This window comes from Ramlibacter sp. (genome assembly GCF_035655895.1).
In the GTDB taxonomy this organism is placed as follows: domain Bacteria; phylum Pseudomonadota; class Gammaproteobacteria; order Burkholderiales; family Burkholderiaceae_C; genus Ramlibacter.
The window spans coordinates 112,737-134,760 of record NZ_DASRTN010000002.1 but is presented as its reverse complement, the minus strand read 5'-3'; the positions used below and the strand labels follow the sequence as shown (position 1 = coordinate 134,760).

Sequence of the window (22,024 nt, the reverse complement as noted above, 5' to 3'; positions counted from 1 at the left end):
GCACCGCGGCGCGGCGCCATCGCCGGGGAAGCCCCGGCTGGGTTCATGCGCCCGTGCCGAGCGCGGCGGACACCTCGCGCAGCAGCTGCACCTGCGCGCGGGTGACGGCCGCCAGGTCGTCGCCCTGCAGCGGGTACTCGATCGCCCAGGGCAGGCCGCGCGGCAGCTGCCGCAGCACCGAGCGCCAGGGCGCCGCCGAGTCGGCCAGCGGCACCGCCACCCAGCGCTGCGGCTGCCGCTGCACGCCCTTGGTGTGGACGTAGGCCACCCGGCCGCCAAGGAGGCGCGCCGCGTCGAGCGGACATTCGCCCGTCCAGTGCCAGTTGCCCATGTCAAAGGTCATGCCCAGCGGCAGGCCGGCCGCCTGGGCCCGGGCGAAGAACGCCTGCAGCGGCACCAGGGTGCCGGCCGCGACGGTCTGGTCGTTCTCGATCAGCAGTTCGAGCCCGTGCGCCCGCAGCGCCTGCGCCAGCGGTGCGAAGCTGCCCGCCGAGCCCCGGCCGAAGCCGCCGATCGACATCTTCAGGCGTGGCGCGCCGACGGCGGTGGCCGCCGCGAGCGCACGCTCCAGCGCGCCGGCGTCGAGCGATCCGTCCGCGGCCCACAGCCCCTCCGGGCTGGAATACACCACCGCCGAGCCGCGTTCGCGCACCGCGGCCGCGAGCGCGGGCAGCTCGGTGGCGGGATCGGCCAGCAACTCGCCACGCACCTCGACGCCGTCGGCACCGGCGTCCTGCGCGAGCCGGGTGAACCACAGCTGTCCGTGGCGGCGCACCTCGGCCGCGCCGAAGGCGCCGAGCGAGATCAGGACCTGCTGCATCACACGCCCGCCGGCGGCACCTGCGCTGCTGCCGCTACCGGGGCCGGCTGGCGGCCATCCCACGGCGCCCCGGCCGCCGCGGCCCGGTGCGGCTCGTGGTGGGAGCTGAGGATCTGGCCCAGGAACTGGCGCGTCTTCTCGTGGCGCGGCGCGGTGAAGAAGTCCTGCGGCGGCGCCTGCTCGACGATCTGGCCATCGGCCATGAAGATCACGCGGTCGGCCACGCTGCGGGCGAATCCCATCTCGTGCGTCACCACCAGCATGGTCATGCCCTCGTCGGCCAGGCCGATCATGGTGTCGAGCACCTCCTTGACCATCTCCGGGTCGAGCGCCGAGGTGGGCTCGTCGAACAGCATGATCTTGGGGTTCATGCACAGCGCGCGGGCGATCGCGACCCGCTGCTGCTGGCCGCCGGAGAGCTGGCTGGGGTACTTGCCGGCCTGCTCCGGGATGCGCACGCGGGTCAGGAACTTCATCGCGGTCGCCTCGGCCTCCTCGCGGCCGATGCCGCGCGTGCGCATCGGCGCCAGCGTGCAGTTCTGCAGGATGGTCAGGTGCGGGAACAGGTTGAACTGCTGGAACACCATCCCGACCTCGGCGCGCACCTTGTCGATGTTGCGCCGGCCGGCCGTGAGGTCGATGCCATCGACGACGATGCGGCCCTTCTGCACCGTCTCCAGCGCATTGATGCACCGGATCAGGGTGGACTTGCCCGAGCCCGACGGGCCGCAGACCACGATGCGCTCGCCCGGCGCGACCTGCAGGTCGATGCCGGTCAGCACCTTGAACTGGCCGTACCACTTCTCCACGCCTTCGAGGCGGATGATGGGCTCGGCGCCGGCGTCGACCTGGTGGTTCATGCTGTTCCCCGTGCCGTCCTCACTGCATCTTCGGCAGGTCGGTCTCGAGCCACTTGCGGTACAGCTTGTTCAGCTCGCCGTTGGCGGTGTTCTTGGCCACGAAGTCGTTCACCGACTTGAGCAGCGCCTCCTGGCCGGGGCGCATCGCGACGGCCATCTCCTGCTGGCGCAGCACGAACTTCTGCTCGAAGGTGTCGGCCGGCACGCGCTTGGCAATCTGGGCGGCCACCGTGGTCGAGCAGCCGATCGCGTCGACCTGGCCCGAGATCAGGGCCTGCATGGCGGAGGCATCGTCGTCGAAGCGGCGGATCTCGGTGCCCTGCGGCGCGACGGCGGTCAGCGCCACGTCCTGGGTGCTGGCGCGGGCCACGCCCACGCGGAACGGCTTGAGGTCGCCGGCGGCCTTGATGGCGGCCTTCTTGCTGCCGTACAGGACGATGGTGGCGGCCGAGTACGGCTTGGAGAACTGGACCTGCTTGGCGCGCTCGGGCGTGATGGCCAGCGAGGCGATCAGCAGGTCGACCTTGTTGGTCAGCAGGAACGGGATGCGGTTGGGGCCGGTGACCGGCACGATGTTGACCTTCACCCCCCAGTCCTTGGACAGCAGCCGGGCCACGTCGGCGTCGTAGCCGTCGGGCTGGTTCTGCGCGTTGGTCGTGCCGTAGGGCGGGAAGTCGACCAGCATGCCGACGTTGACCTCGCCCTTCTTCTTCAGCTCCTCGGGGGCCTGGGCGAGGGCGGGCGCGGCAGCGAGCGTCACGGTGGCGGCGAGGCCGAGCGCGGCGAAGGCGCGGCGGGACAGTTGGTTCATGGGATCGTCTCCGTTCGAGGGCTGGAAAAATGGGGTCCGTGTCGGCGGCCGGCTGGCGTTCGTCTCGGCGCTCCCGGGAAGTCGGTCCGCCTCAGCGGGCCAGCGCCGCCGCCTGGCGACGCTCCATCCGTCCGGCCAGCAGCGACAGCGGCCAGCACAGGACGAAGTAGATGGCCGCCACCACGCTGAACACGATCAGCGGCTGGAAGGTGGCGTTGTTGATGATCTGGCCGGCGCGCGTGACCTCGGTGAAGCCGATGATGGCCGCCAGCGAGGTGCCCTTGACCACCTGCACCATGTAGCCCACGGTGGGCGGCAGCGCGATCTTGAAGGCCTGCGGCAGGACCACGTCGCGCATCCGCGCCACGTAGTGCAGGCCGAGCGCCTCGGCCGCCTCCCACTGGCCCCGCGGGATCGCCTGGATGCAGCCGCGCCAGATCTCGCCGAGGAAGGCGCTGGTGTTCAGGATCAGCGCGAACCCGGCGGCCAGCCAGGGATTCATGTCCCAGCCCAGCACCGGCGCGCCGAAGAACACCAGGAACAGCTGCAGCAGCAGCGGCGTGCCCTGGAACACCTGCACGAAGACGGTGGACACCGTGCGCAGGACGGCATGGCCGCTGGTGCGCGCCAGCGCCACCAGCAGGCCGCCGATGGCGCCCCCGGCGAACGCCATCAGCGACAGGCCGATGGTCCACTTGGCGGCCTCCAGGATGAACAGGAACTCGGATACGCCGAAGGTGCGCATGGTCGTCAGCGGCGGTCGGGGTAGTTCAGCGCGAGCTGGTAGACCACGCGGAAGAGCGCGGAGAACGCCAGCGCCAGCGCCAGGTAGATGCCGGCCACCACGATGTAGATCTCGAAGCTGCGGAAGGTCTGCGACTGCAGGTTGGCGGCCACCGAGGTCAGGTCGTCGGCCGAGATGGCCGACACCACCGCCGAGCTGAGCATCAGCAGGATGAACTGGCTGGTGAGCGCCGGGTAGATGGCCTTGAGCGCCGGCTTCAGCACGATGTGGCGGAACACCTGGTGGCGCTTGAGGTTCAGGGCCAGCCCGGCCTCGATCTGCCCGCGCGGGATCGACTCGATGCCGGCGCGGATGATCTCGGTGGCGTAGGCGCCCAGGTTCACCACCATCGCCACCAGCGCGGCCGCATAGGCCGACCAGCGCAGCCCCAGCGACGGCAGGGCGAAGAAGAAGAAGAACAGCTGCACCAGGAAGGGCGTGTTGCGCACCAGCTCGATGTAGGCGTTGACCAGCCAGCGCAGCGGCCTGGGCCCCGAGGTCTTGGCCCAGGCGCAGGCGATGGCCACGGCCAGGCCGATCGCGGTGGCGGTCAGGGACAGCTGGATGGTGATCCAGGTGCCCTGGAGCAGCAGCGGCCAGGCGTCGAAGACGGCGTCGAACTGGAACTGGTAGTTCAAGGCGAAAACTCGGGCAAACGATCCGGTGTCGGGCCGATTATAGAAACCGGTTTCAGAGTTTCATCCGGGTTACTACGGATCACCCGCGGCCGCCGAGGACGGCCGCTGCACCAAAGTGCCCGACAGCAGGATCTGCCGCGGCGGGACCGACAAGCCCTGCAGGCGCTCGAGCAGGCAGGCGGTGGCCAGGCGGCCCAGGGCGTCGGTCGGCTGGGCCACCGTCGTGAGGCCGGGCCCCACCAGCGGCGCCCATTCCGTCTCGTCGATGCCGACGAAGCCGAGGTCGCGCCCGAAGGTCCAGCCCAGGGCGGCCATGGCCTCGGCCACCCGCAGCGTGATCACCGCGTTGGAGGCCAGCACCGCCGGCCGGCGCCCGCGCGCCCGCAGGTCGGCCAGGCTGCGGCGCAGCGCCTCGGCGCCGTCCGGCACGGATTCGTGGACCGCCCCGCGCACGCCCGGCCGGCCGGCCGTGAAGGCCCGGAACGCCGCCTCGCGCTCCTGCCGGGAGCTGACGCCGGCGACCGGTTCCGTGATGTACAGCAGCTCGCGCCAGCCCCCCGCAAGCAAGTGGTCACCCGCCAGCTGGACCGCGCCGGCGTTGTCGAGCGAGACGAAGTCGGCCTGCATGTCGCGGTGCCGCCGGTCGACCAGCACCACCGGGCGGCCGCTGCGCGCCGCCGCGACCACGGCCGCTTCGTCGCGTCCCAGCGTGTTCAGGATCAGGCCGTCGACCTGGTAGGACACCAGCGCCTCGATCGCGTCGCGCTCGCGCCGGCCGTCGTCGCCCAGGTTGAACAGCATCAGCAGGTAGCCCGCTTCCTGGCAGGCCTTCTCGGCACCGCGCAGGACGGCGACCGAGAACGGGTTGGTGACGTCGGCGACCACCAGTCCGATCAGCCGCGAGCGCCCCCGCTTGAGGGCCTGGGCCATCGGGCTGGGCGAGTAGCCCAGGGCGGCGATGGCGGCCTGCACACGCCCGGCGATCTCGGGCCGCAGCAGGTCGCTGCGGTTCAAAAAGCGCGAGACCGTGGCCTTGGACACGCCGGCGCGGGCCGCGACATCGGCGATGGTCACCCGCGGGGCGCCGCCCTCGGCGACGGCCGGCAGCGACAACGAGGCGGCTTTGGTCGGCATGGATCCTGAAACCAGTTTCAGTCGAATCGTACCGTGGAGCGGCGGGCGTGGGTAGCGGTGCCGACCCGCGTCCCGGGCTGGGCGCGAACGGCTGGCGCGCACCACGCCGGCAGGTCGCGGCCGCCGGCGGTTCAGGGCGCACGGCCACGCCGCACCCGCGGGCGCCGCGCCGTGGCCGGCGCGCTCGTTCAGCGGCCCATCGTGTGCCGGGCCGCCCGCGCGATGCTGGCGGCGTCGACGCCGAACAGCGCCCGCAGCGCCGCCCGCGTGTCGCTGCGGCCGAAGCCGTCGGTGCCCAGGGTGAGGTAGCGCCGCTGGGGCGGCAGGTACGCCCGGATCGCTTCCGGCACGGCCCGCACGTAGTCGGTCGCCGCGACGATCGGCGCCGGCGATCCGCCCAGCAGCTCGTGCAGGTAGGGCATGGCGTGCGCCTCGCCGCGCAGCGCGCGCTGCTCGCAGTGCAGGCCGTCGCGCGCCAGTTCGCTCCAGCTGGTGATGCTGACCACCTCGCAGGCGATGCCCTCGGCGGCCAGTTGCTGCGCCGCGCGCACGACCTCGGTGAGGATGGCGCCCGAGCCGAGCAGCGTCACGCCCGGCGGCCCCTCGCCGAACGTCGCGAAGCGGTAGCCGCCGCGCACCACCCCGCGGGCGGCGCCGTCCGGCAGGTCGGGCTGCGCGTAGTTCTCGTTCATCACCGTCAGGTAGTAGAAGACGTCCTGCTGCTCCACCAGCATCTCTCGCATGCCGTGGTCGATGATCGCCGCCAGTTCGCCCGCGAACGCCGGGTCGTAGGCCTTGCAGTTGGGGATGGTGGCGGCCACCAGGTGGCTGCTGCCGTCCTGGTGCTGCAGCCCCTCGCCGCCGAGCGTGGTGCGGCCCGAGGTGGCGCCCAGCAGGAAGCCGCGGGCGCGCTGGTCGGCCGCGGCCCAGATCGCGTCGCCCACGCGCTGGAAGCCGAACATCGAGTAGTAGATGTAGAACGGCAGCATCGGCACGCCGTGCACGCTGTAGCTGGTGGCCGCGGCGGTCCAGCTGGCGATGGCCCCGGCCTCGCTGATGCCCTCCTCCAGGATCTGCCCGTCCAGGGCCTCGCGGTACGAGAGCACCGAGCCGATGTCCTCGGGGTCGTACAGCTGGCCGGCGCTGGAGTAGATGCCGACCTGCTTGAACAGGTTGGCCATGCCGAAGGTGCGCGCCTCGTCGGCCACGATCGGCACGATGCGCGGGCCGAGCGCGCGGTCCTTCAGCAGGTTGCCCAGCAGGCGCACGAAGGCCATGGTGGTCGACATCTCCTTGCCGCCGGCCTGCAGCGCGAACTGCGCATAGGTCGACAGCTCGGGCACCGGAAGCACCGGCGCCTTCGATTCGCGCCGCGGCAGGTAGCCACCCAGGGCCGCCCGCCGCGCGTGCAGGTAGCGCATCTCGGGGCTGCCGTCGGCCGGGCGGAAGAAGTCCAGCCGGGTGGCCTGCGCATCCGACAACGGCAGGTTGAAGCGGTTGCGGAACTCCAGCAGCGCCGCCTCGTCCAGCTTCTTCTGGCTGTGCGTGGTCATGCGCCCCTGCCCCGCGGTGCCCATGCCGTAGCCCTTCTTGGTGTGCGCCAGCACCACCACCGGCTGGCCCTGGTGGCGCGCAGCCGCGTGGTAGGCCGCGTGGATCTTCACCAGGTCGTGGCCGCCGCGCTTGAGGCGGTCGATCTGGTCGTCGGTCATGCCCTGCGCGAGCCGCGCCAGCGCCTCGTTCTGCCCGAAGAAGGTGTCGCGGTTGAAGCGCCCGTCCTTGGCGGCGAAGGTCTGCATCTGGCCGTCCACGGTGTGCGCGAAGGCCTGCATCAGCGCGCCGGTGGTGTCGCGCGCGAACAGGCCGTCCCAGTCGCTGCCCCACAGCAGCTTGACCACGTGCCAGCCGGCACCGCGGAATAGCTTCTCGAGTTCGTCGACGATGCGCCCGTTGCCGCGCACCGGGCCGTCGAGCCGCTGCAGGTTGCAGTTGACCACCCACACCAGGTTGTCCAGCTTCTCGCGCGAAGCCAGCGTGAGGGCGCTCATGCTCTCCGGCTCGTCCATCTCGCCGTCGCCGAACACGCCCCACACCTTGCGTCCGGTGCAATCGAGCAGCTGCCGGTGCGTGAGGTAGCGCATGAAGCGCGCGTGGTAGATCGAGCTGATCGGCCCGAGCCCCATCGAGCCGGTGGGGAACTGCCAGAAGTCCGGCATCAGCCAGGGATGCGGATAGCTGGAGAGCCCGCGCGCGCCGCGCGCCGGCGCGGTGATCTCCTGCCGGTAGTGCGCCAGGTCCTGCTCCGACAGCCGGCCTTCGAGGAAGGCGCGGGCGTACACGCCGGGCGCGCTGTGCGGCTGGAAGAACACCAGGTCGCCGCCCTGCCGCTCGTTGCGGGCCTGGAAGAAGTGGTTGAAGCCGACCTCGAACAGGTCGGCCGCGCTGGCGTAGCTGGCGATGTGCCCCCCCAGCTCGCCGTATGCGGCGTTCGCCCTGGCCACCATCGCCAGCGCGTTCCAGCGCATGAGGGACGCCAGCCGCTCCTCGATGGCCAGGTCGCCCGGGAACGGCGGCTGCTGCTCCACCGGGATCGTGTTCACGTAGGGCGTGACCAGCTCCGGCGACCAGCCGACCTGCGGCACGCGGGCCTGCGCCGCCAGCTGGTCGAGGATGAAGCGCGCGCGCGCCGGCCCTTCGTGGGCCACCAGCGCCGCCAGCGCCTCGCGCCATTCGGCGGTTTCGGCGGGATCGCTGTCGGCGCCGGGCGCCAGGAGGAAGCGGTGCAGGCTGTGGTCGGTCATCCGGCCACTGTAGGCGCCCGGCCTCGGCATCGGCTGTCGGAAAACGCCACGGGCGCGAGCTGGACAGCATAATCTGCCGCGATCACGGCTTGACACGGCATTTCATGCAACTGGACACCGTCGACCTCCGCATCCTGTCCCAGCTCCAGCAGGACGGCTCGCTCAGCAACGTGGAACTCGCGCGGCGCGTCCACCTGTCGCCCTCGCCCTGCCTGGCGCGGGTGAAGGCGCTGGAGGCGGCGGGGGTGATCCGGCAGTACGTCGCGCTGGCCGATCCGAAGGCCGTCGGCCTCGGGCTCAACGTGTTCATCAGCATCAGCCTGAAGGAGCAGTCGCGCGATTCGCTGGCGGCGTTCGAGCAGCGCATCGCCGAGCACGACGAGGTGATGGAGTGCTACCTGATGACGGGCGACAGCGACTACCTGATCCGCGTCGCCGTCGCCGACATCGCGGCGCTCGAGCGCTTCATCCTGAACCAGCTCACGCCGATCCCCGGCATCGAGAAGATCCGCTCCAGCTTTGCGCTCAAGCAGGTGCGCTACAAGACGGCGCTGCCGCTGCCGGCGGCGCGGTGAACGCCACGCGTGGATGGCCCGGCGCAGCCGCGGCCGCCTGCGGCGCCCTTCACCGCGCCGGCGCCACGCGCCACACCGCGTTGCCGACGTCGTCGGCCACCAGCAGGCCGCCCTTGCCGTCCAGCGCCACGCCGACCGGCCGGCCCCACGCCTTGCCGTCGGGGCTGACGAAGCCGGTGAGCACGTCCAGCGGCTGCCCTTGCGGCTTGCCGCCCGCGAACGGCACGAACACCACCTTGTAGCCCGAGAGCGGCTGGCGGTTCCACGAGCCGTGCTCGCCGATGAAGGCGCCGCTCGCGAAGGGCGCGGGCAACTTGCCGTCCGAGAACGCCAGCCCGAGCGGCGCGACGTGGTTGCCCAGCGCGTAGTCGGGCGGCAGCGCCTTGGCCACCAGGTCGGGCCGCGGCGGCTGCACCCGCGTGTCCACGTTCTGGCCCCAGTAGCTCCAGGGCCAGCCGTAGAAGCCGCCCTCCCTGACCGAGGTCAGGTAGTCGGGCACCAGGTCGCTGCCCAGTTCGTCGCGCTCGTTCACCACGGTCCACAGCGCACCGCCGGTGGGCTCCCAGGCCAGGCCGTTCGGGTTGCGCAGGCCGCTGGCGAACAGCCGCTTGGCGCCGGTGGCCAGGTCGACCTCCCAGATCGCGGCGCGCCCGTCCTCCGCCGGCAGGCCGTTCTCGCCGACGTTGCTGTTGGAGCCGACCGTCGCATACAGCTTGCGGCCGTCGCGGCTGGCCAGGATGTTCTTGGTCCAGTGGTGGTTGATGCCGGCCGGCAGGTCGGTGACGCGTTCGGCGGCAGCGGTGATCCGCGTGTCGCCCGGCCGGTACGGGAAGCGCACGATGCCGTCGGCGTTCGCCACGTACAGGCGGTCGCCCACCAGCGCCATGCCGAACGGCGAGTGCAGCCGCTCCAGCAGCACGCTGCGCGACTCGGCGACGCCGTCGCCGTCGGCATCGCGCAGCAGGCTGATGCGGTCGGGGCTCGGCACGCCCGCGCCGGCGCGCTTCATCACCTGCTTCATCACCCAGGCCCGGATGCCGCTGGGCTCGTCGGGCGCCTTCGGCTTGTTGCTCTCGGCCACCAGCACGTCGCCGTTGGGCAGCACGTGCAGCCAGCGCGGGTGGTCCAGCCCGCGCGCGAGCGGGGTCACCTGCCAGCCGGCCGCCGGCACCGGCTGGCGTCCGTCGGGCCAGCGCTCGGCCTCTGCGATGTGGACCGTGGGAATGAGGCGCCGCACCGGCTCCGGCAGCTGCGGCGCGGCCCCGACGCTGCTGGTGTCCGGCAGCTTGGCCACGTCGCCGCAGCCGGCCAGGAACACGGCAGTCGCGAAGTGAATGGCGAGTTTTCGCATGGCTGCAGTCTCGGAACGTGCCGCATCGGGCGCTGTAGTCCAAGGCCTCGACCGGGGCCGGGACGGTGGATGGCCGACAATGCCCGCCCATGACGCAAGACCTCTTCCGGGACGACGGCTACCTGCGCGCGTGCGACGCCACCGTCCGCTCGGTGGGCGAGCAGGGCGTGGTGCTGGACCGCACGGTCTTCTACCCGCTCGGCGGCGGCCAGGCCGGCGACAGCGGCTCGCTGGTGCTGCCCGACGGCCGCACCATCGTGGTCGCCGACACCCGCAAGGCCAGGGACGGCCAGGGCCAGCCCACCGCCGACATCTGGCACGTGCCGGCGCCGGGGCAGGAGGCGCTGCTGGCGTCGCTGCGGCCGGGCCAGGCGCTCGTCGCGCGCATCGACTGGGACCGCCGGCACCGGCTGATGCGGTTCCACACCGCGACCCACCTGCTGTGCCACTTGGTGCCGCAGCTGGTGAACGGCTGCTCGATCACGCCCGATGCCGCGCGGCTGGACTTCAACATGACCGAGCCGCTCGACAAGGAAGCGCTCACCGCCGGCATCGCGCAGCTGGTGGCGGCGGCGCATCCGGTGGCGGTGGGCGCCATCACCGATGCGCAGCTGGATGCCAACCCATCGCTGGTCAAGAGCATGTCGGTGCAGCCGCCGCGCGGCACCGGCCGCGTGCGCACCATCCGCATCGGCGCCGGGCCGGAGGCCGTCGATTTCCAGCCCTGCGGCGGCACCCACGTGGCCAATACCCGCGAGATCGGCGCGGTGGTGGTGACCAAGATCGAGAAGAAGTCGGCGAGCACCCGCCGCGTCGTGCTGGGCTTTGCCTGAGCGGCGGAACTTCGCCGCAATGCCGAGCTCGCACTCCACCATGTCCTTCGTCGCCCGCCTGCTCCTGGCCGCCTGGCTGATCGCCCTGGGCCTGCCGTCGCACGCCCAGCTGGGCGCCGGCGAGCGCACGGTGGTCACCACCGAACGGGTGCGCGCGGAGCTGCTGGCCCATGCGCCCGAGGGCGTGGCGCCCGGCAAGCCGGTCTGGCTCGGGCTGCGGCTGACGCACCAGCCCGAGTGGCACACCTACTGGAAGAACTCGGGCGACTCGGGCCTGCCGACGCAGCTGCAGTGGACGCTGCCGGCCGGCGTGCAGGCCGGCGAGATCGCCTGGCCCGTCCCCCGCAAGATCCCGGTCGGCACGCTGGCCAACTACGGCTACGAAGGCACGGTGCTGCTGCCCGTGCCGCTCACCGTCGGGCCGGACTTCAAGGCGTCGCCGTTCGGGGGCGACCTCACCGTGCGGCTGAAGGCGAGCTGGCTGGTCTGCCGCAAGGAGTGCATCCCCGAGGACGGCGACTTCGTGATGAAGCTGCCGGTGCGCAGCACCACGGCCCTGCATGCGCAGGCCTTCCAGGAGGCGCTGGCCACGCAGCCCCGGCCCCTGGCCGAGGTCCCGGGTGGCGCCATCCCGCCGAGCGTGGCGCGCATCGACGGCCAGTCGCTCGAAGTGCGGGTGCAGGGCCTGCCGGTGGCCGCGCGCGGCCGGACGCTGCAGTTCTTCCCGGAAACACCGGAGCTGATCGAGACCGCCGGGGACTGGACCCAGGCCTGGAGCGGCGCCGTCTGGACCGCCCGGGTGCCGCTGTCGCCCCAGCGGACCGCGGCCCCGGGCGTGCTGCCGGTCGTGCTGGCCGACGGGGCGCAGGGCTGGCGCGCCGAACTGCGGGTGGCCGGCGCCTGGCCGCCGTCGACGGCGCCGGCCGCCGTGTCGCCCGCCCTGCAAGAAGCGCTGCGGCAGAACGCAGCGCCGCCGCTGCAGGCGCCGGGCGCGGGCATCGGCCTGGCGGCGGCGCTGCTGGGCGCCTTGCTCGGCGGGCTGGTCCTGAACCTGATGCCATGCGTGTTCCCGGTGCTCGCGCTCAAGGTGGTGGGCTTCGCGGCGCATGCCGAGGACACCCGGCGCCACCGCGTCGCCGGTGCGGCCTACACGGCGGGCGTGGTGCTCTCCTTCCTGGCCCTGGGGGGCCTGATGCTGGGGCTGCGGGCCGCCGGCGAGCAGCTGGGCTGGGGCTTCCAGTTGCAGTCGCCGCTGGTGGTCGCGGCCCTCGCCGTGCTCTTCACCCTGATCGCGCTGAACCTGGCCGGGCTGTTCGAGTTCGGCGGGGTGCTGCCCTCGTCGGTCGCGGCGGTGCGGGTGCGCCATCCGGCCGCCGACGCCTTCGTCTCGGGCATGCTGGCCGTGGCGATCGCCTCGCCGTGCACCGCGCCGTTCATGGGCGCCTCGCTCGGGCTGGCGGTCACGCTGCCGGCCGCGCAGGCGCTGCTGGTGTTCGCAGCGCTGGGCACTGGCATGGCCCTGCCCTACCTGGCGGCCAGCCTGGTGCCCGCGGTGGCGCGCCTGCTGCCGCGCCCCGGCCCGTGGATGGACGTGCTGCGCCACCTGATGGCATTCCCGATGTTCGCCACCGTGGCCTGGCTGGTGTGGGTGCTGGGGCAGCAGGCCGGCATCGACGGCGCCGGCGCGCTGCTCGCCCTGCTGGTCGGACTGAGCCTGCTGGTGTGGACGCTCACGCTGCGCGGCCGCGCCCGGGCCGTGCTGGCCACGGTCGCCGCCGCCAGCCTGGCGGCGCTCGCCTGGAGCGTGGGCCCGGCCTTGACGCAGCCGCCGTCCGCCACGGCCGCGCGGGCCGACGGCGACTGGCAACCCTGGTCGGACGCCAAGGTGCGGGCGCTGGTGGCGGCCGGGCAGCCGGTCTTCGTCGATTTCACCGCCGCCTGGTGCGTGACCTGCCAGTACAACAAGAAGACGACGCTCGCCAACGCGGGCGTGCTGGCCGACCTGAAGCGCCGCAACGTCGCGCTGCTGCGGGCCGACTGGACGCGTCGGGACCCGGCGATCACGGCTGCCCTGGCCTCGCTCGGCCGCAGCGGCGTGCCCGTCTACGTGGTCTACAGCCCGGACGCACCGCCGCGGGTGCTGTCCGAGGTGCTGGGCGCGGACGAGGTGCGCGAGGCCATCGCGCACCTCTGACGGGCGCGGCTGCACCGCCGCGCCGCGGGCGGCTCAGCCGGGCCGGCTGGTGCGCGGCTCGCGGGCCCGCCACCACTTGCGGCGCTCGGTCAGCCGCTCGAACGGGAACAGGGCGCCCAGCGCCGTCGACGAGACGCTGTTGATCGAGCGCAGCGCCTCGAAGGCGAACTGCTGCATCACCTGGCGCTCGCTCACCTCGCGGCCCTCGTCGATGCGCGACAGCGCATGCATCACGTACAGCCCCACCACGGCCGAGATGGCGAACAGGAACTCCCAGTGCGCGAAGCTGAAGATGGCCATCTCGCTGGAGTTGGTGGGGGAGCTCCAGCGCACCACGGCCGACAGCTCGCTGGCCTGGAACGCCTGGGCCAGCGTGCCGGCCAGGATCGGCGCGATGCCGCCGGCCACGGCCGAGGCCAGCCCGATCGCCGCCAGGTAGGTCGTGCCCTGGCCGTGCGGTGCGAGCTTGAGGCCCAGGTTGCCGGTCGCCAGGCCGATGCCGCCGGTGGCGATGCCCAGCACGAAGTGGATGGCGTACAGCGCGCCGAGCTGCCAGCCCGGGTCGTTGATCGCGTCGACGAACACCAGGGCCAGCATGCAGACGAAGTGCACCGGCAGCACCACCGCGAGCACCGCCTTGTTCGACAGCCGGTCCGACAGGCGGCCCCAGGCATAGAGCGTCAGCGCGTTGGCCACCTGGCTGGTCACCCACAGGCTGGTGACCGTGCCGACCGCGTAGCCGCGCTGCTCCATCAGGTACACCGTGAGGAACGGCGCGGCCAGGTTGGATGCGACGATCCAGGCCCCGAGGAAGATCAGCAGCCGGCGGAAGTTGCGGTTGGCGAACGGCTCGAGCAGCCGCTGGCGCAGCTGCCCCATCGGCCCGGCGTTGTGCATCAGCGGTTCGGGGGCGCGGCTGAGGTACCAGGAGCTCACGAAGCCGGCGCAGGCGGCGATGGCGAAGCACGCGGCGTACGCATACACCGTCTGGTGCGGCGGCGCCCGGTCCACCAGCGCGCCGGCCGCGAGCGTGCCGACGCAGGCCAGCGAGGTGCCGGCCAGCAGGCGCCGCGAGAAGAAGCTGCCCAGGTTCTCGTGCGGGATCAGCTGGTGCAGCCAGGAGTTGACCGCGCAGCCGCCCACCGCGTTGAGACCGGCGATCAGCACCTGCGCCAGGATCAGCGCGGTCAGCGGCAGCGACTGCCCGGGCAGGAACGGCAGCACCGCCATCGCGAGCACCATCACCCGCGCGCTGGTGATGGTGAGCACGCCGATCTTGCGCCGCTGGCGGACCTTCTCGATCAGCAGCGTGGCCGGCAGCTGCGCCGCTTGCGTGATGAACGGAATGGCAGCCAGCACGCCGATCTGGATCGGCGTGGCCCCCAGCGCGAGCGCGAAGGCGACCAGGATGACGCCGCCGCCGAAGGCGCCCGACATGCTGGCCCAGGCCAGGTCGCGCACCAGGGCCTGCTGCCCGGCGGCCAGTTCGGCGGGAGAGACGGAGGGAACGGGTTCGAGCATCGATCAGGCGGGTCCGGATGGCATCGGCCGCGGCAGTGGCGGCGGCGGGTGGCTGGTCATGCGTGCGGATCCCCCTGTGTCGTGGCATCGCCCGGTGCCCGCGCCGCAAGGTCGATGCGGCGCAGCGGCGTTCGCGGCGTTGCGCCGTTCTACCAAGCGCCTCGGCCCCGCCCTGTCAGCGGGAGCCGCATCCCTCATGCGCCGCGGAACCCCTCCAGCACGATGCGGTCGCGCGGCAGGGCGGGCATGCGGTCCATCGCCAGCGAGAAGTCCTGGGGCGGCAGGCGGTCCTGCGAATGCCCGGTGAGCTGGCGCAGCGCCAGCGGTGCAAGGGGACAGCAGGCCGCGCGTGTCGGCGAACTCCGCCGCCGCCACGCAGTGCCCTGCCTGTGCTGCCGCCACTCGCCCTCGGCGGTGTCGAGCGGTGCCTGCAGCGGCCCCGGGCCGCACATGGCGAGGAAGAACCGCTTGCGCCGCAGGTGGTCCTCGCCATCCACGCTTTGCAGAGCCCCCTTGCCGAACAGCGTCGCGCGCACCGGTTCGGGCGCGGCACCTTCGCGCGCCGCGACCGTCACGGATGAGCCCCGCGGGGGCCGCGATGGCTGTACAGTCGCCCGCTCCCGCGCCGCCCCCGGGCGCGCGCGGCCGAGACCCAACCGCATGCAGAAGGCCCCCGTGCCGGACGACGTCCGGCGCTTCATCCTCGCCAGCATTCCGTCGGTGCCCTTCCTGGAGGCGCTGCTGCTGCTGCGCGCCAACCCGACCCAGCCCTGGGGCGCGGCGGACACCGCAGGCCGCCTCTACATCGGCGAAGCCCAGGCGCTCGACCTGCTGCAGGGCCTGGAGGCGGCCGGCATCGCGCGCCGCGCGGACAAGGAGCGCTTTGCCTATGCCCCGGCGAGCGACGACCTGCGGGCGGTGCTCGATGGCATCGCCGCCGCGTACTCGAACGACCTGGTGACCGTCACGCAGATGATCCACTCGCGCACCGGCAAGCGGGCGCAGCAATTCGCCGACGCGTTCCGGTGGAAGAAGGAGGGAGACTAGATGGCGATCCTGATCTACGGGCTGTGCGCGCTGACCAGCCTGGCCTGCCTGGTGCTGCTCAGCCGCAGCTACCTGCGCACGCGCGTGCCGCTGCTGTTCTGGAGCGCGCTGTGCTTCCTGTTCCTCACGCTGAACAACTTCCTGCTGGTGGCCGACAAGATCGTGTTCCCGGACATCGACTTCTCGCTGTGGCGCGCCCTCTCCAGCTTCGCCGCCATCCTGCTGCTGCTGTTCGGGCTGATCTGGGAGGAAGAATGACGGTCCAGCAAATGATGTTCGGCGCCACGGCGATGGGATCGCTGCTGGCCGGCCTGTTCTTCCTGCGCTTCTGGCTGCAGACGCGCGATCCGTTCTTCCTCTACCTGACAGGGTCGTTCTGGCTGCAGGCGGCGCATCGCACCGCGCTCGAACTGGTGCCGTATGCGAGCGAGGACGAGCCGATGTTCTACCTGGTGCGGCTGCTCGCCTACGGCCTGATCCTGGTGGCGATCTGGCAGAAGAACCGGCGGCGGCGCGACCGGCCGTCTCAGCCGGCCAGCGAGCGCAGGTAGCGCTCCAGCACGGCCAGCTCGGCGTCGGACGGCGCACCCTTGCCGGCGATGACGCCCCAGAGCAGGCCGCGGAACCCGGGGCGCGGGTAGTGGCTGACGAAGCCGCTGCCGATCAGCAGCTGCGCCAGCGTCGACGGGGCGAAGCGGGCCTGCGCGCGGCCCACCACCTCGGCGTCCACTCGCAGCAGCTGCTCGCCGGGACGGCTGGCCAGCGTCAGCACCACCGGGCGACCGGCCGGCAGCGGCGCATTGCCGGCCAGCACGACCTGCTGGCCGCCGGCATCGATCCAGCGCGCCTGTGGCCGGCTGCCCTCCAGGGCCAGCTCGCTGGTGAACGGGTCCTCGGCGCGCGAGGCCTGGAACACCACGCCGCTGTTCCAGGCACCGGGCACCGCGACCACCGCGATCGCGAAGTGCGGATCCTGCAGGTCGTACGGTGCCCGGTTCGCGGGCCTGGGCTGCACGCCGGGCGCGGGCGCGGTCTTCTTGCACCAGAGGCCGAAGGTGTTCTCGGCGCCCAGGTCCAGGGCCTTGCGCCCGCGCACCGTCCGCAGCACCGGCACGAGCAGCCCGCCGGGCAGCGGCCGGTCGGTGTTCATGGCGTTGACCATCTCCATGGCGTTGCTGGTGCTCGAACCGAAGCCGCTGTCGGCGACGGCGCGCACCGGCTGCCCGTCCTGGGACGCGCTGCCGCGCACGTAGTCGGTGAAGGCGTGCGCCATCTCCCACTTGCTCGCACCGTGGCGCGCCAGGATCGCATGCGCCGCGTCGGCCAGGCGGGTGGACGCGGCGGCAACGGGGTCCCCGAGGGCATAGACCTGGCGCGGCGGCGGCACCGGCACGGCGGGCTCGGCGCTGTAGCGCAGCGTGGCGACGCTGCCCGGCTCCGGCGTGAAGGTGTAGCGGTCGGCGCCGTTCGCGCCGGCCGGCAGCGTGAGCACCGCCTTGCTGAACCGCCCGCCCGCGTCGGACGCCACGCGCACGGTCAGGGGCTGCGCCAGGTGGCCGCGGGCACGCAGCGTGACCGTCACCGGCGCACCGGCGGCTGCTGCGCTGCCGCCCTCGTCGTAGAGCACGGCCTGGGCGACGCCCGCGGCCTCCAGCATCGGTCCCGACGAGGCCGGCAGCAGGGTGCGGTGCTGGTACCAGCCGGGCGTGTGGTGCATCGCGCTGTTGCGGATCGGCCAGTGGTTGCCGCTCATCCAGCTGCACACCTCGACGCCGTGGTCGATCGCCTCGCGCACCGTGCGGTGGAACGACTCTTCCCAGCGCGGGTCGTCCACCGGCATGCCGACCTCGGTGAGCGCGAGCCGCACGCGGTGCTCCTCGGCCCACCGGATCGCCGACTGGAGCCGCCGGGCGCCGGTGTCCAGGTCGATCGAGCGCCGGCCCACGCCCGCGCTGAAGCCCTTGCGCACCTCGGTGTCGAAGTCGAAGTTGTGGCCGTTGCTCGCGGCGTCCAGGTACAGGTGGACCTCGTAGACCAGGTTCTCGCCCTGCAGGGGGAACCCGGGATTGCGCCGGGCCAGTGACGTGGCCGCGCTCCATTCGTTCCCGGCCACGTAGATCGGGATGCGGGTGTCGATCCGGCGGATGGCGGTGATCGCCGCCTGCGCGAAAGCCGGCCAGATGGTCAGGTCCTCGCCGCCGCCGTCGCTGGCCACGGTGCTGCCCGGGGCGGGCATGTCGTGCGGCTCGTTCATCAGCCCCCAGCCGCCCAGCCCCGGGTGGTCCTTCCAGCGGCGCGCCGCGCGGCTCCAGAAGTCGGCGAAGTGCGCCTGCGTCAGCGTCGCGCCCGGCGCCAGCGCGAAGATGCGCTCCTGCACTGCCGCGGGGTCGGTGGTGTACGGCCGATGCTGCGGGGTCGGACCCCGGGTCAGGCCGGCCATGCTGCCGTCCTCGCGCACGACGAAATCGCGGTAGCGGCCGTAGTTGTGCAGGTCCAGGATGCAGGTCGCCCCGACCGCGGCGTGCGCGTCCAGCACGTCGGTGATGAGCTGCACATACTGCGCGTGGAACTCGCCGGGCTCGCCCACCAGTGCGCGCACCTCCGCGGAGGCCCGGCTGTCGTGCAGCATCGGCTGCAGCATCTCCCACAGCACCGGCAGCCGGTTGCGGCGGAAGCCCACGCTGGCCAGCCACTCGATGTCGGCGCGCCGCGGCACCGTGTAGTGGAGGTTGGGCAGCGAGCTCTCGGTGCGGCGCGTGCCCGGCTTGGCCCACTCCATGCCCGACAGGTTGGTGCCCAGCAGGCGGGCGCCGTCCACGGTGCGCGCGCGGCTCTCGCTCCAGAGGCACCCGGCGAGCGCCGGTGCGGCGCCGCAGGCAGCGGCCAGTTGCATCAGCTGACGTCGTCGCATGGCATCGATTCGGAGTTGCGCGCCGACCATAGGCTGAGCCATCGCCCCCGCAGGTAGGACACGGACGACTCTTGCCGCAGCGGGCGCTCCGGCGGCCCCGTGCCGCCGCGCAGCGGTCCTGTCGAGTTCGCGCCGATCGCATGGGAAATCGTCCCATCAGACGCTTTCCCGGCCCGACGTACGACGATGGCTGACATGCGTGCAGGTCATTCCTGCCACGCCGCGATCCGCGCACCCTGCCTAAGCTCGGCTGGCCGGGCCCCCCGATTGCCGTCGCGTGACGGCGGGCGACAGGCGCCCCCATGACACACCAGGAGAAGCAATTGGACAAAGGCAGTGAAGTGTTCCAGTCGGCAGTGAACGCCGCCGTTCCGGGCCAGCGCGGTTTCGACTACCTCATCGTCGGCGCCGGCTTTGCCGGCAGCGTGCTGGCCGAGCGGCTGGCCACCGTGCTCAACCAGCGCGTGCTCATCATCGACAAGCGCCCGCACATCGGCGGCAATGCCTACGACCGCCACGACGACGCGGGCGTGCTGATCCACCCGTACGGCCCGCACATCTTCCACACCAACTCGGCCGACATCTTCGACTACCTGTCCAGGTTCACCGAGTGGCGGCCGTACCAGCACCGCGTGCTGGCCAGCGTGGACGGACAGCTGCTGCCGATCCCGATCAACCTCGACACGGTCAACAAGATGTACGGCCTGAGCCTCACCAGCTTCGAGCTGGAGAAGTTCTTCGAGTCGGTCGCCGAGAAGAAGGAGACCGTCCGGACCTCCGAGGACGTCGTGGTCAACAAGGTCGGCCGCGAGCTGTACAACAAGTTCTTCCGCGGCTACACGCGCAAGCAGTGGGGCATGGATCCCTCGGAGCTCGATGCGAGCGTCACCGCGCGCGTGCCGACCCGCACCAACCGCGACGACCGCTACTTCACCGACACCTTCCAGGCCATGCCGCTGCACGGCTACACCCGCATGTTCGAGAAGATGCTCGACCATCCGAACATCAAGGTGATGCTCAACACCGACTACCGCGACGTGGTGGACCTGCTGCCCTGGAAGCACATGGTCTACACCGGCCCGGTCGATGCCTTCTTCAACTTCAAGTACGGCAAGCTGCCCTACCGCAGCCTGGAGTTCCAGCACGTCAACGTGAAGCAGGAGCAGTTCCAGCCGGTGGGCACGGTCAACTACCCGAACGACTACGGCTACACGCGCATCAGCGAGTTCAAGCACATCACCGGGCAGGAGCACCCGACCACCTCGGTCGTCTACGAGTACCCGCGCGCCGAGGGCGACCCCTACTACCCGGTGCCGCGTCCCGAGAACGCCGAGCTGTACCGCAAGTACGAGGCCGAGGCCGATGCGATGGCGAACGTCACCTTCGTCGGCCGGCTGGCGACCTACAAGTACTACAACATGGACCAGGTGGTCGCGCAGGCGCTCACCGCCTTCAAGCGCCTGCAGGAAAAGCACGCCGAGGCCGATGCCGAGGCGGCGCTGCAAGCGGTGCAGCACACCGCCGCCGGAAGCGCCTGACCCCGATGGACCGCCGCAGCAACGACCGCCTGGAGCTGTGGGCCGGCCCCGAGTGCACGGTCAACCGCGTGGGCGACCGCTACCTCGACCAGTTGCGCGCCAGTGGCTTCGAGCGCCGCCTGGATGACCTCGACCGGCTGGCCGGGCTGGGCATCACGCGCATGCGCTTTCCCCTGATCTGGGAGCGCACGGCGCCGGACGGGCCGGCCAGCGCCGACTGGAGCTGGTCGGACGTGCGCATCGCGCGGTTGCGCGAGCTGGGCGTGCGGCCGATCGCCGGCCTCGTGCACCACGGCAGCGGCCCGCCGCACACCAGCCTGCTGGATCCGCGCTTCCCGCAGCTGCTGGCCGAGTACGCCGGCGCCGTGGCCGCGCGCTACCCGGACATCGATGCCTACACGCCGGTCAACGAGCCGCTCACCACCGCGCGCTTCTCCGGCCTGTACGGCGTGTGGTTCCCGCACGGGCGCAGCGACCGCGCGTTCGTGCGCTGCCTGCTCACCGAGATCCAGGCGACGGTGCTGTCGATGCGTGCCATTCGCCGGGTGAACCCGTCGGCGATGCTGGTGCAGACCGACGACCTGGGCTACACCACCGCGGCCAGCCCCACCTTGCAGTACCAGGCCGACTTCGAGAACCAGCGCCGCTGGCTCGGCCACGACCTGCTGTGCGGCCGCGTCGGCCGCGACCATCCGCTGTGGGACTACCTGCTGCAGAACGGCGCCGGCGAGGCGGAACTGCTGGCGCTGGTCGAGCAGCCCTGCCCGCCGGACATCGTGGGCGTCAATGCCTACATCACCAGCGAGCGCTTCCTGGACGAGCGGCTGGCGCTCTATCCCGAGCACCTGCGCGGCGGCAACGGCCGCCACCGCTACGTGGACGTCGAGACGGCCCGCGTGCACGGCGCGCACATCGGCGGCTTCGCCGCGCGCCTGCGCGAGACCAGCGAACGCTACGGCCTGCCGGTCGCGATCACCGAGGTGCACCTGGGCTGCACCCGCGAGGAGCAGATGCGCTGGCTGCACCAGGCCTGGCAGGCGGCGCAGCAACTGCGCGACGAGGGCCGGGACGTGCGCGCGGTCACCCTCTGGGCGGCGTTCGGCAGCTGCGACTGGGACAGCCTGGTCACCCGCGAGCAGGGGCACTACGAACCCGGGCTGTGGGACGTGCGCGGGAACGCGCAGCCGCGGCCGACCGGCCTGGCCCGGCTGGCCCACGCGCTGGGCCACGGGCTCAGGCCCACCCATCCGGTGCTGGAAGGGCCGGGCTGGTGGCAGCGCGAGCTGCGGCTGGAGTACCCGCGCCACGGCGATCTCGAATCGCTGGCGGTGGTCGGCCAGCCGCTGCTGATCACCGGCGCGACCGGCACCCTCGGCCGCGCCTACGCCCGGCTGTGCGACATCCGCGGCCTGCCCTACAAGCTGCTCACCCGGCAGGACATGGACATCGCGGACCCGGCGTCGGTGCGCGCAGCGCTCGACCGCTGGCAGCCCTGGGCGGTCGTCAACACGGCCGGCTACGTGCGCGTGGACGACGCCGAGGACGACCCGCGCTGCTGGCGCGAGAACGTCCAGGGCCCCGAGGTGCTGGCGCGGGCCTGCGCCGAACGCGGCGTGCGCCTCGTGACCTTCTCCACCGACCTGGTGTTCGACGGCGCCAAGGCCGCGCCGTATGTCGAGAGCGACGAGACCCGCCCGCTGGGCGCCTACGGCCGCACCAAGCGGGAGGCCGAGCAGCGCCTGCTCTCGGTGGCCCCGGACACGCTGATGGTGCGCACCGCCGCCTTCTTCGGTCCCTGGGACCGGCACAACTTCGTGACCCTGGCGCTGGCTGCGATGCGGCGCGGCGAGCCCTGGCCGGCCGCGAACGACCAGTGGGTGTCGCCCACCTACGTGCCGCACCTGGTGCGCGCCTCGCTGGACCTGCTGGTCGACGGCGAACGTGGCGTGTGGCACCTGGCCAACCGGGGCGCGGTCAGCTGGGCCGAGCTGGCGCAGATGGCGGCGGAGGCAACGGGCCTGGACCGCCGGCTGGTGCAGGGGCGCCCCGGGCGCGACCTCGGCCAGGTCGCGCCCCGCCCCCGCTACTCGGCGCTGGACAGCGAGCGCGGGATCGTGATGCCGACGCTGCAGGAGGGCCTGGAGCACTACCTGCGCGAGTGCGAGGTGGTGCTCGACGAGCCGCTGCGCCAGGCGGCCTGAGGCGG

19 protein-coding genes are annotated in these 22,024 nt (G+C 72.2%); 8 read left to right on the top strand and 11 right to left on the bottom strand.

The features are described from left to right. Window positions 1-43 precede the first annotated feature (43 nt). From VFE82_RS00655 to mdeB, 7 genes are all read right to left on the bottom strand, one after another. Window positions 44-820, bottom strand: a complete 777-nt coding sequence (locus VFE82_RS00655) for a sugar phosphate isomerase/epimerase family protein (protein ID WP_324998299.1) — start codon at window positions 818-820, stop codon at window positions 44-46. Beyond that, window positions 820-1,680 (bottom strand): amino acid ABC transporter ATP-binding protein, encoded by an 861-nt coding sequence (locus VFE82_RS00650; protein ID WP_324998298.1) that lies wholly within the window; start codon window positions 1,678-1,680, stop codon window positions 820-822. The genes VFE82_RS00655 and VFE82_RS00650 overlap by 1 nt, the downstream gene beginning before the upstream one ends. Window positions 1,681-1,699: 19 nt before the next feature. Then, window positions 1,700-2,491 carry a transporter substrate-binding domain-containing protein gene (locus tag VFE82_RS00645; RefSeq protein WP_324998297.1) on the bottom strand — a complete coding sequence of 264 codons (792 nt, stop codon included), beginning with the start codon at window positions 2,489-2,491 and terminating at the stop codon, window positions 1,700-1,702. A 91-nt stretch (window positions 2,492-2,582) separates the two neighbouring features. Continuing rightward, the gene (locus VFE82_RS00640; RefSeq protein ID WP_324998296.1) at window positions 2,583-3,236 is read right to left on the bottom strand and encodes an amino acid ABC transporter permease; all 654 of its coding nucleotides are present in this window, start codon (window positions 3,234-3,236) and stop codon (window positions 2,583-2,585) included. A 5-nt stretch (window positions 3,237-3,241) separates the two neighbouring features. Beyond that, the gene (locus VFE82_RS00635) at window positions 3,242-3,913 is read right to left on the bottom strand and encodes an amino acid ABC transporter permease (protein ID WP_324998295.1); all 672 of its coding nucleotides are present in this window, start codon (window positions 3,911-3,913) and stop codon (window positions 3,242-3,244) included. Between the two features lie 72 nt (window positions 3,914-3,985). Beyond that, complete coding sequence (locus VFE82_RS00630; protein ID WP_324998294.1) at window positions 3,986-5,047, bottom strand: LacI family DNA-binding transcriptional regulator; 1,062 nt, start codon at window positions 5,045-5,047, stop codon at window positions 3,986-3,988. Between the two features lie 188 nt (window positions 5,048-5,235). Beyond that, entirely contained in the window at window positions 5,236-7,848 is a 2,613-nt protein-coding gene (gene mdeB, locus VFE82_RS00625) for an alpha-ketoglutarate dehydrogenase (protein ID WP_324998293.1), read from the bottom strand. A gap of 104 nt (window positions 7,849-7,952) precedes the next feature. Here mdeB and VFE82_RS00620 point away from each other — a divergent pair, with 104 nt between their 5' ends. After that, entirely contained in the window at window positions 7,953-8,423 is a 471-nt protein-coding gene (locus VFE82_RS00620; RefSeq protein WP_324998292.1) for an Lrp/AsnC family transcriptional regulator, read from the top strand. 49 nt (window positions 8,424-8,472) lie between these two features. Here the strand turns inward: VFE82_RS00620 and VFE82_RS00615 are convergent, their stop codons facing one another. Then, entirely contained in the window at window positions 8,473-9,774 is a 1,302-nt protein-coding gene (locus tag VFE82_RS00615) for a sorbosone dehydrogenase family protein (protein ID WP_324998291.1), read from the bottom strand. A gap of 89 nt (window positions 9,775-9,863) precedes the next feature. On the opposite strand from VFE82_RS00615, the gene VFE82_RS00610 reads away from it, so the two are divergent. Beyond that, on the top strand, window positions 9,864-10,607 hold the full coding sequence (locus VFE82_RS00610; RefSeq protein ID WP_324998290.1) for an alanyl-tRNA editing protein: 744 nt from the start codon (window positions 9,864-9,866) through the stop codon (window positions 10,605-10,607). Between the two features lie 40 nt (window positions 10,608-10,647). Beyond that, on the top strand, window positions 10,648-12,801 hold the full coding sequence (locus tag VFE82_RS00605) for a protein-disulfide reductase DsbD family protein (protein ID WP_324998289.1): 2,154 nt from the start codon (window positions 10,648-10,650) through the stop codon (window positions 12,799-12,801). 33 nt (window positions 12,802-12,834) lie between these two features. On the opposite strand, the gene VFE82_RS00600 is transcribed toward VFE82_RS00605, so the two are convergent. Together VFE82_RS00600 and VFE82_RS00595 are read right to left on the bottom strand one after the other, a co-directional pair. Next, window positions 12,835-14,322 (bottom strand): MFS transporter, encoded by a 1,488-nt coding sequence (locus VFE82_RS00600; protein ID WP_324998288.1) that lies wholly within the window; start codon window positions 14,320-14,322, stop codon window positions 12,835-12,837. Window positions 14,323-14,516: 194 nt separating this feature from the next. Next, window positions 14,517-14,897, bottom strand: coding sequence for a hypothetical protein (locus tag VFE82_RS00595; protein ID WP_324998287.1), 381 nt, complete (start codon window positions 14,895-14,897; stop codon window positions 14,517-14,519). Window positions 14,898-14,982: 85 nt separating this feature from the next. Here VFE82_RS00595 and VFE82_RS00590 point away from each other — a divergent pair, with 85 nt between their 5' ends. Genes VFE82_RS00590 through VFE82_RS00580 form a run of 3 tightly spaced genes read left to right on the top strand, consistent with a single transcriptional unit; the run spans window position 14,983 to window position 15,920 of the window. Then, complete coding sequence (locus VFE82_RS00590; RefSeq protein ID WP_324998286.1) at window positions 14,983-15,369, top strand: hypothetical protein; 387 nt, start codon at window positions 14,983-14,985, stop codon at window positions 15,367-15,369. Further along, on the top strand, window positions 15,370-15,627 hold the full coding sequence (locus VFE82_RS00585; protein WP_324998285.1) for a DUF5985 family protein: 258 nt from the start codon (window positions 15,370-15,372) through the stop codon (window positions 15,625-15,627). Then, window positions 15,624-15,920, top strand: coding sequence for a DUF5985 family protein (locus VFE82_RS00580; protein ID WP_324998284.1), 297 nt, complete (start codon window positions 15,624-15,626; stop codon window positions 15,918-15,920). The genes VFE82_RS00585 and VFE82_RS00580 overlap by 4 nt, the downstream gene beginning before the upstream one ends. On the opposite strand, the gene VFE82_RS00575 is transcribed toward VFE82_RS00580, so the two are convergent. Continuing rightward, on the bottom strand, window positions 15,896-18,280 hold the full coding sequence (locus tag VFE82_RS00575) for a cellulase family glycosylhydrolase (RefSeq protein WP_324998283.1): 2,385 nt from the start codon (window positions 18,278-18,280) through the stop codon (window positions 15,896-15,898). The two genes, VFE82_RS00580 and VFE82_RS00575, sit on opposite strands and share 25 nt — an antisense overlap. Window positions 18,281-18,636: 356 nt before the next feature. Between VFE82_RS00575 and glf the strand changes: the two genes are divergently transcribed. Continuing rightward, window positions 18,637-19,818 (top strand): UDP-galactopyranose mutase, encoded by a 1,182-nt coding sequence (glf, locus tag VFE82_RS00570; RefSeq protein WP_324998335.1) that lies wholly within the window; start codon window positions 18,637-18,639, stop codon window positions 19,816-19,818. Window positions 19,819-19,823: 5 nt separating this feature from the next. Then, window positions 19,824-22,019: a family 1 glycosylhydrolase gene (locus VFE82_RS00565; RefSeq protein WP_324998282.1), complete on the top strand. Its 2,196-nt coding sequence runs from the start codon at window positions 19,824-19,826 to the stop codon at window positions 22,017-22,019. Window positions 22,020-22,024: the final 5 nt, after the last annotated feature.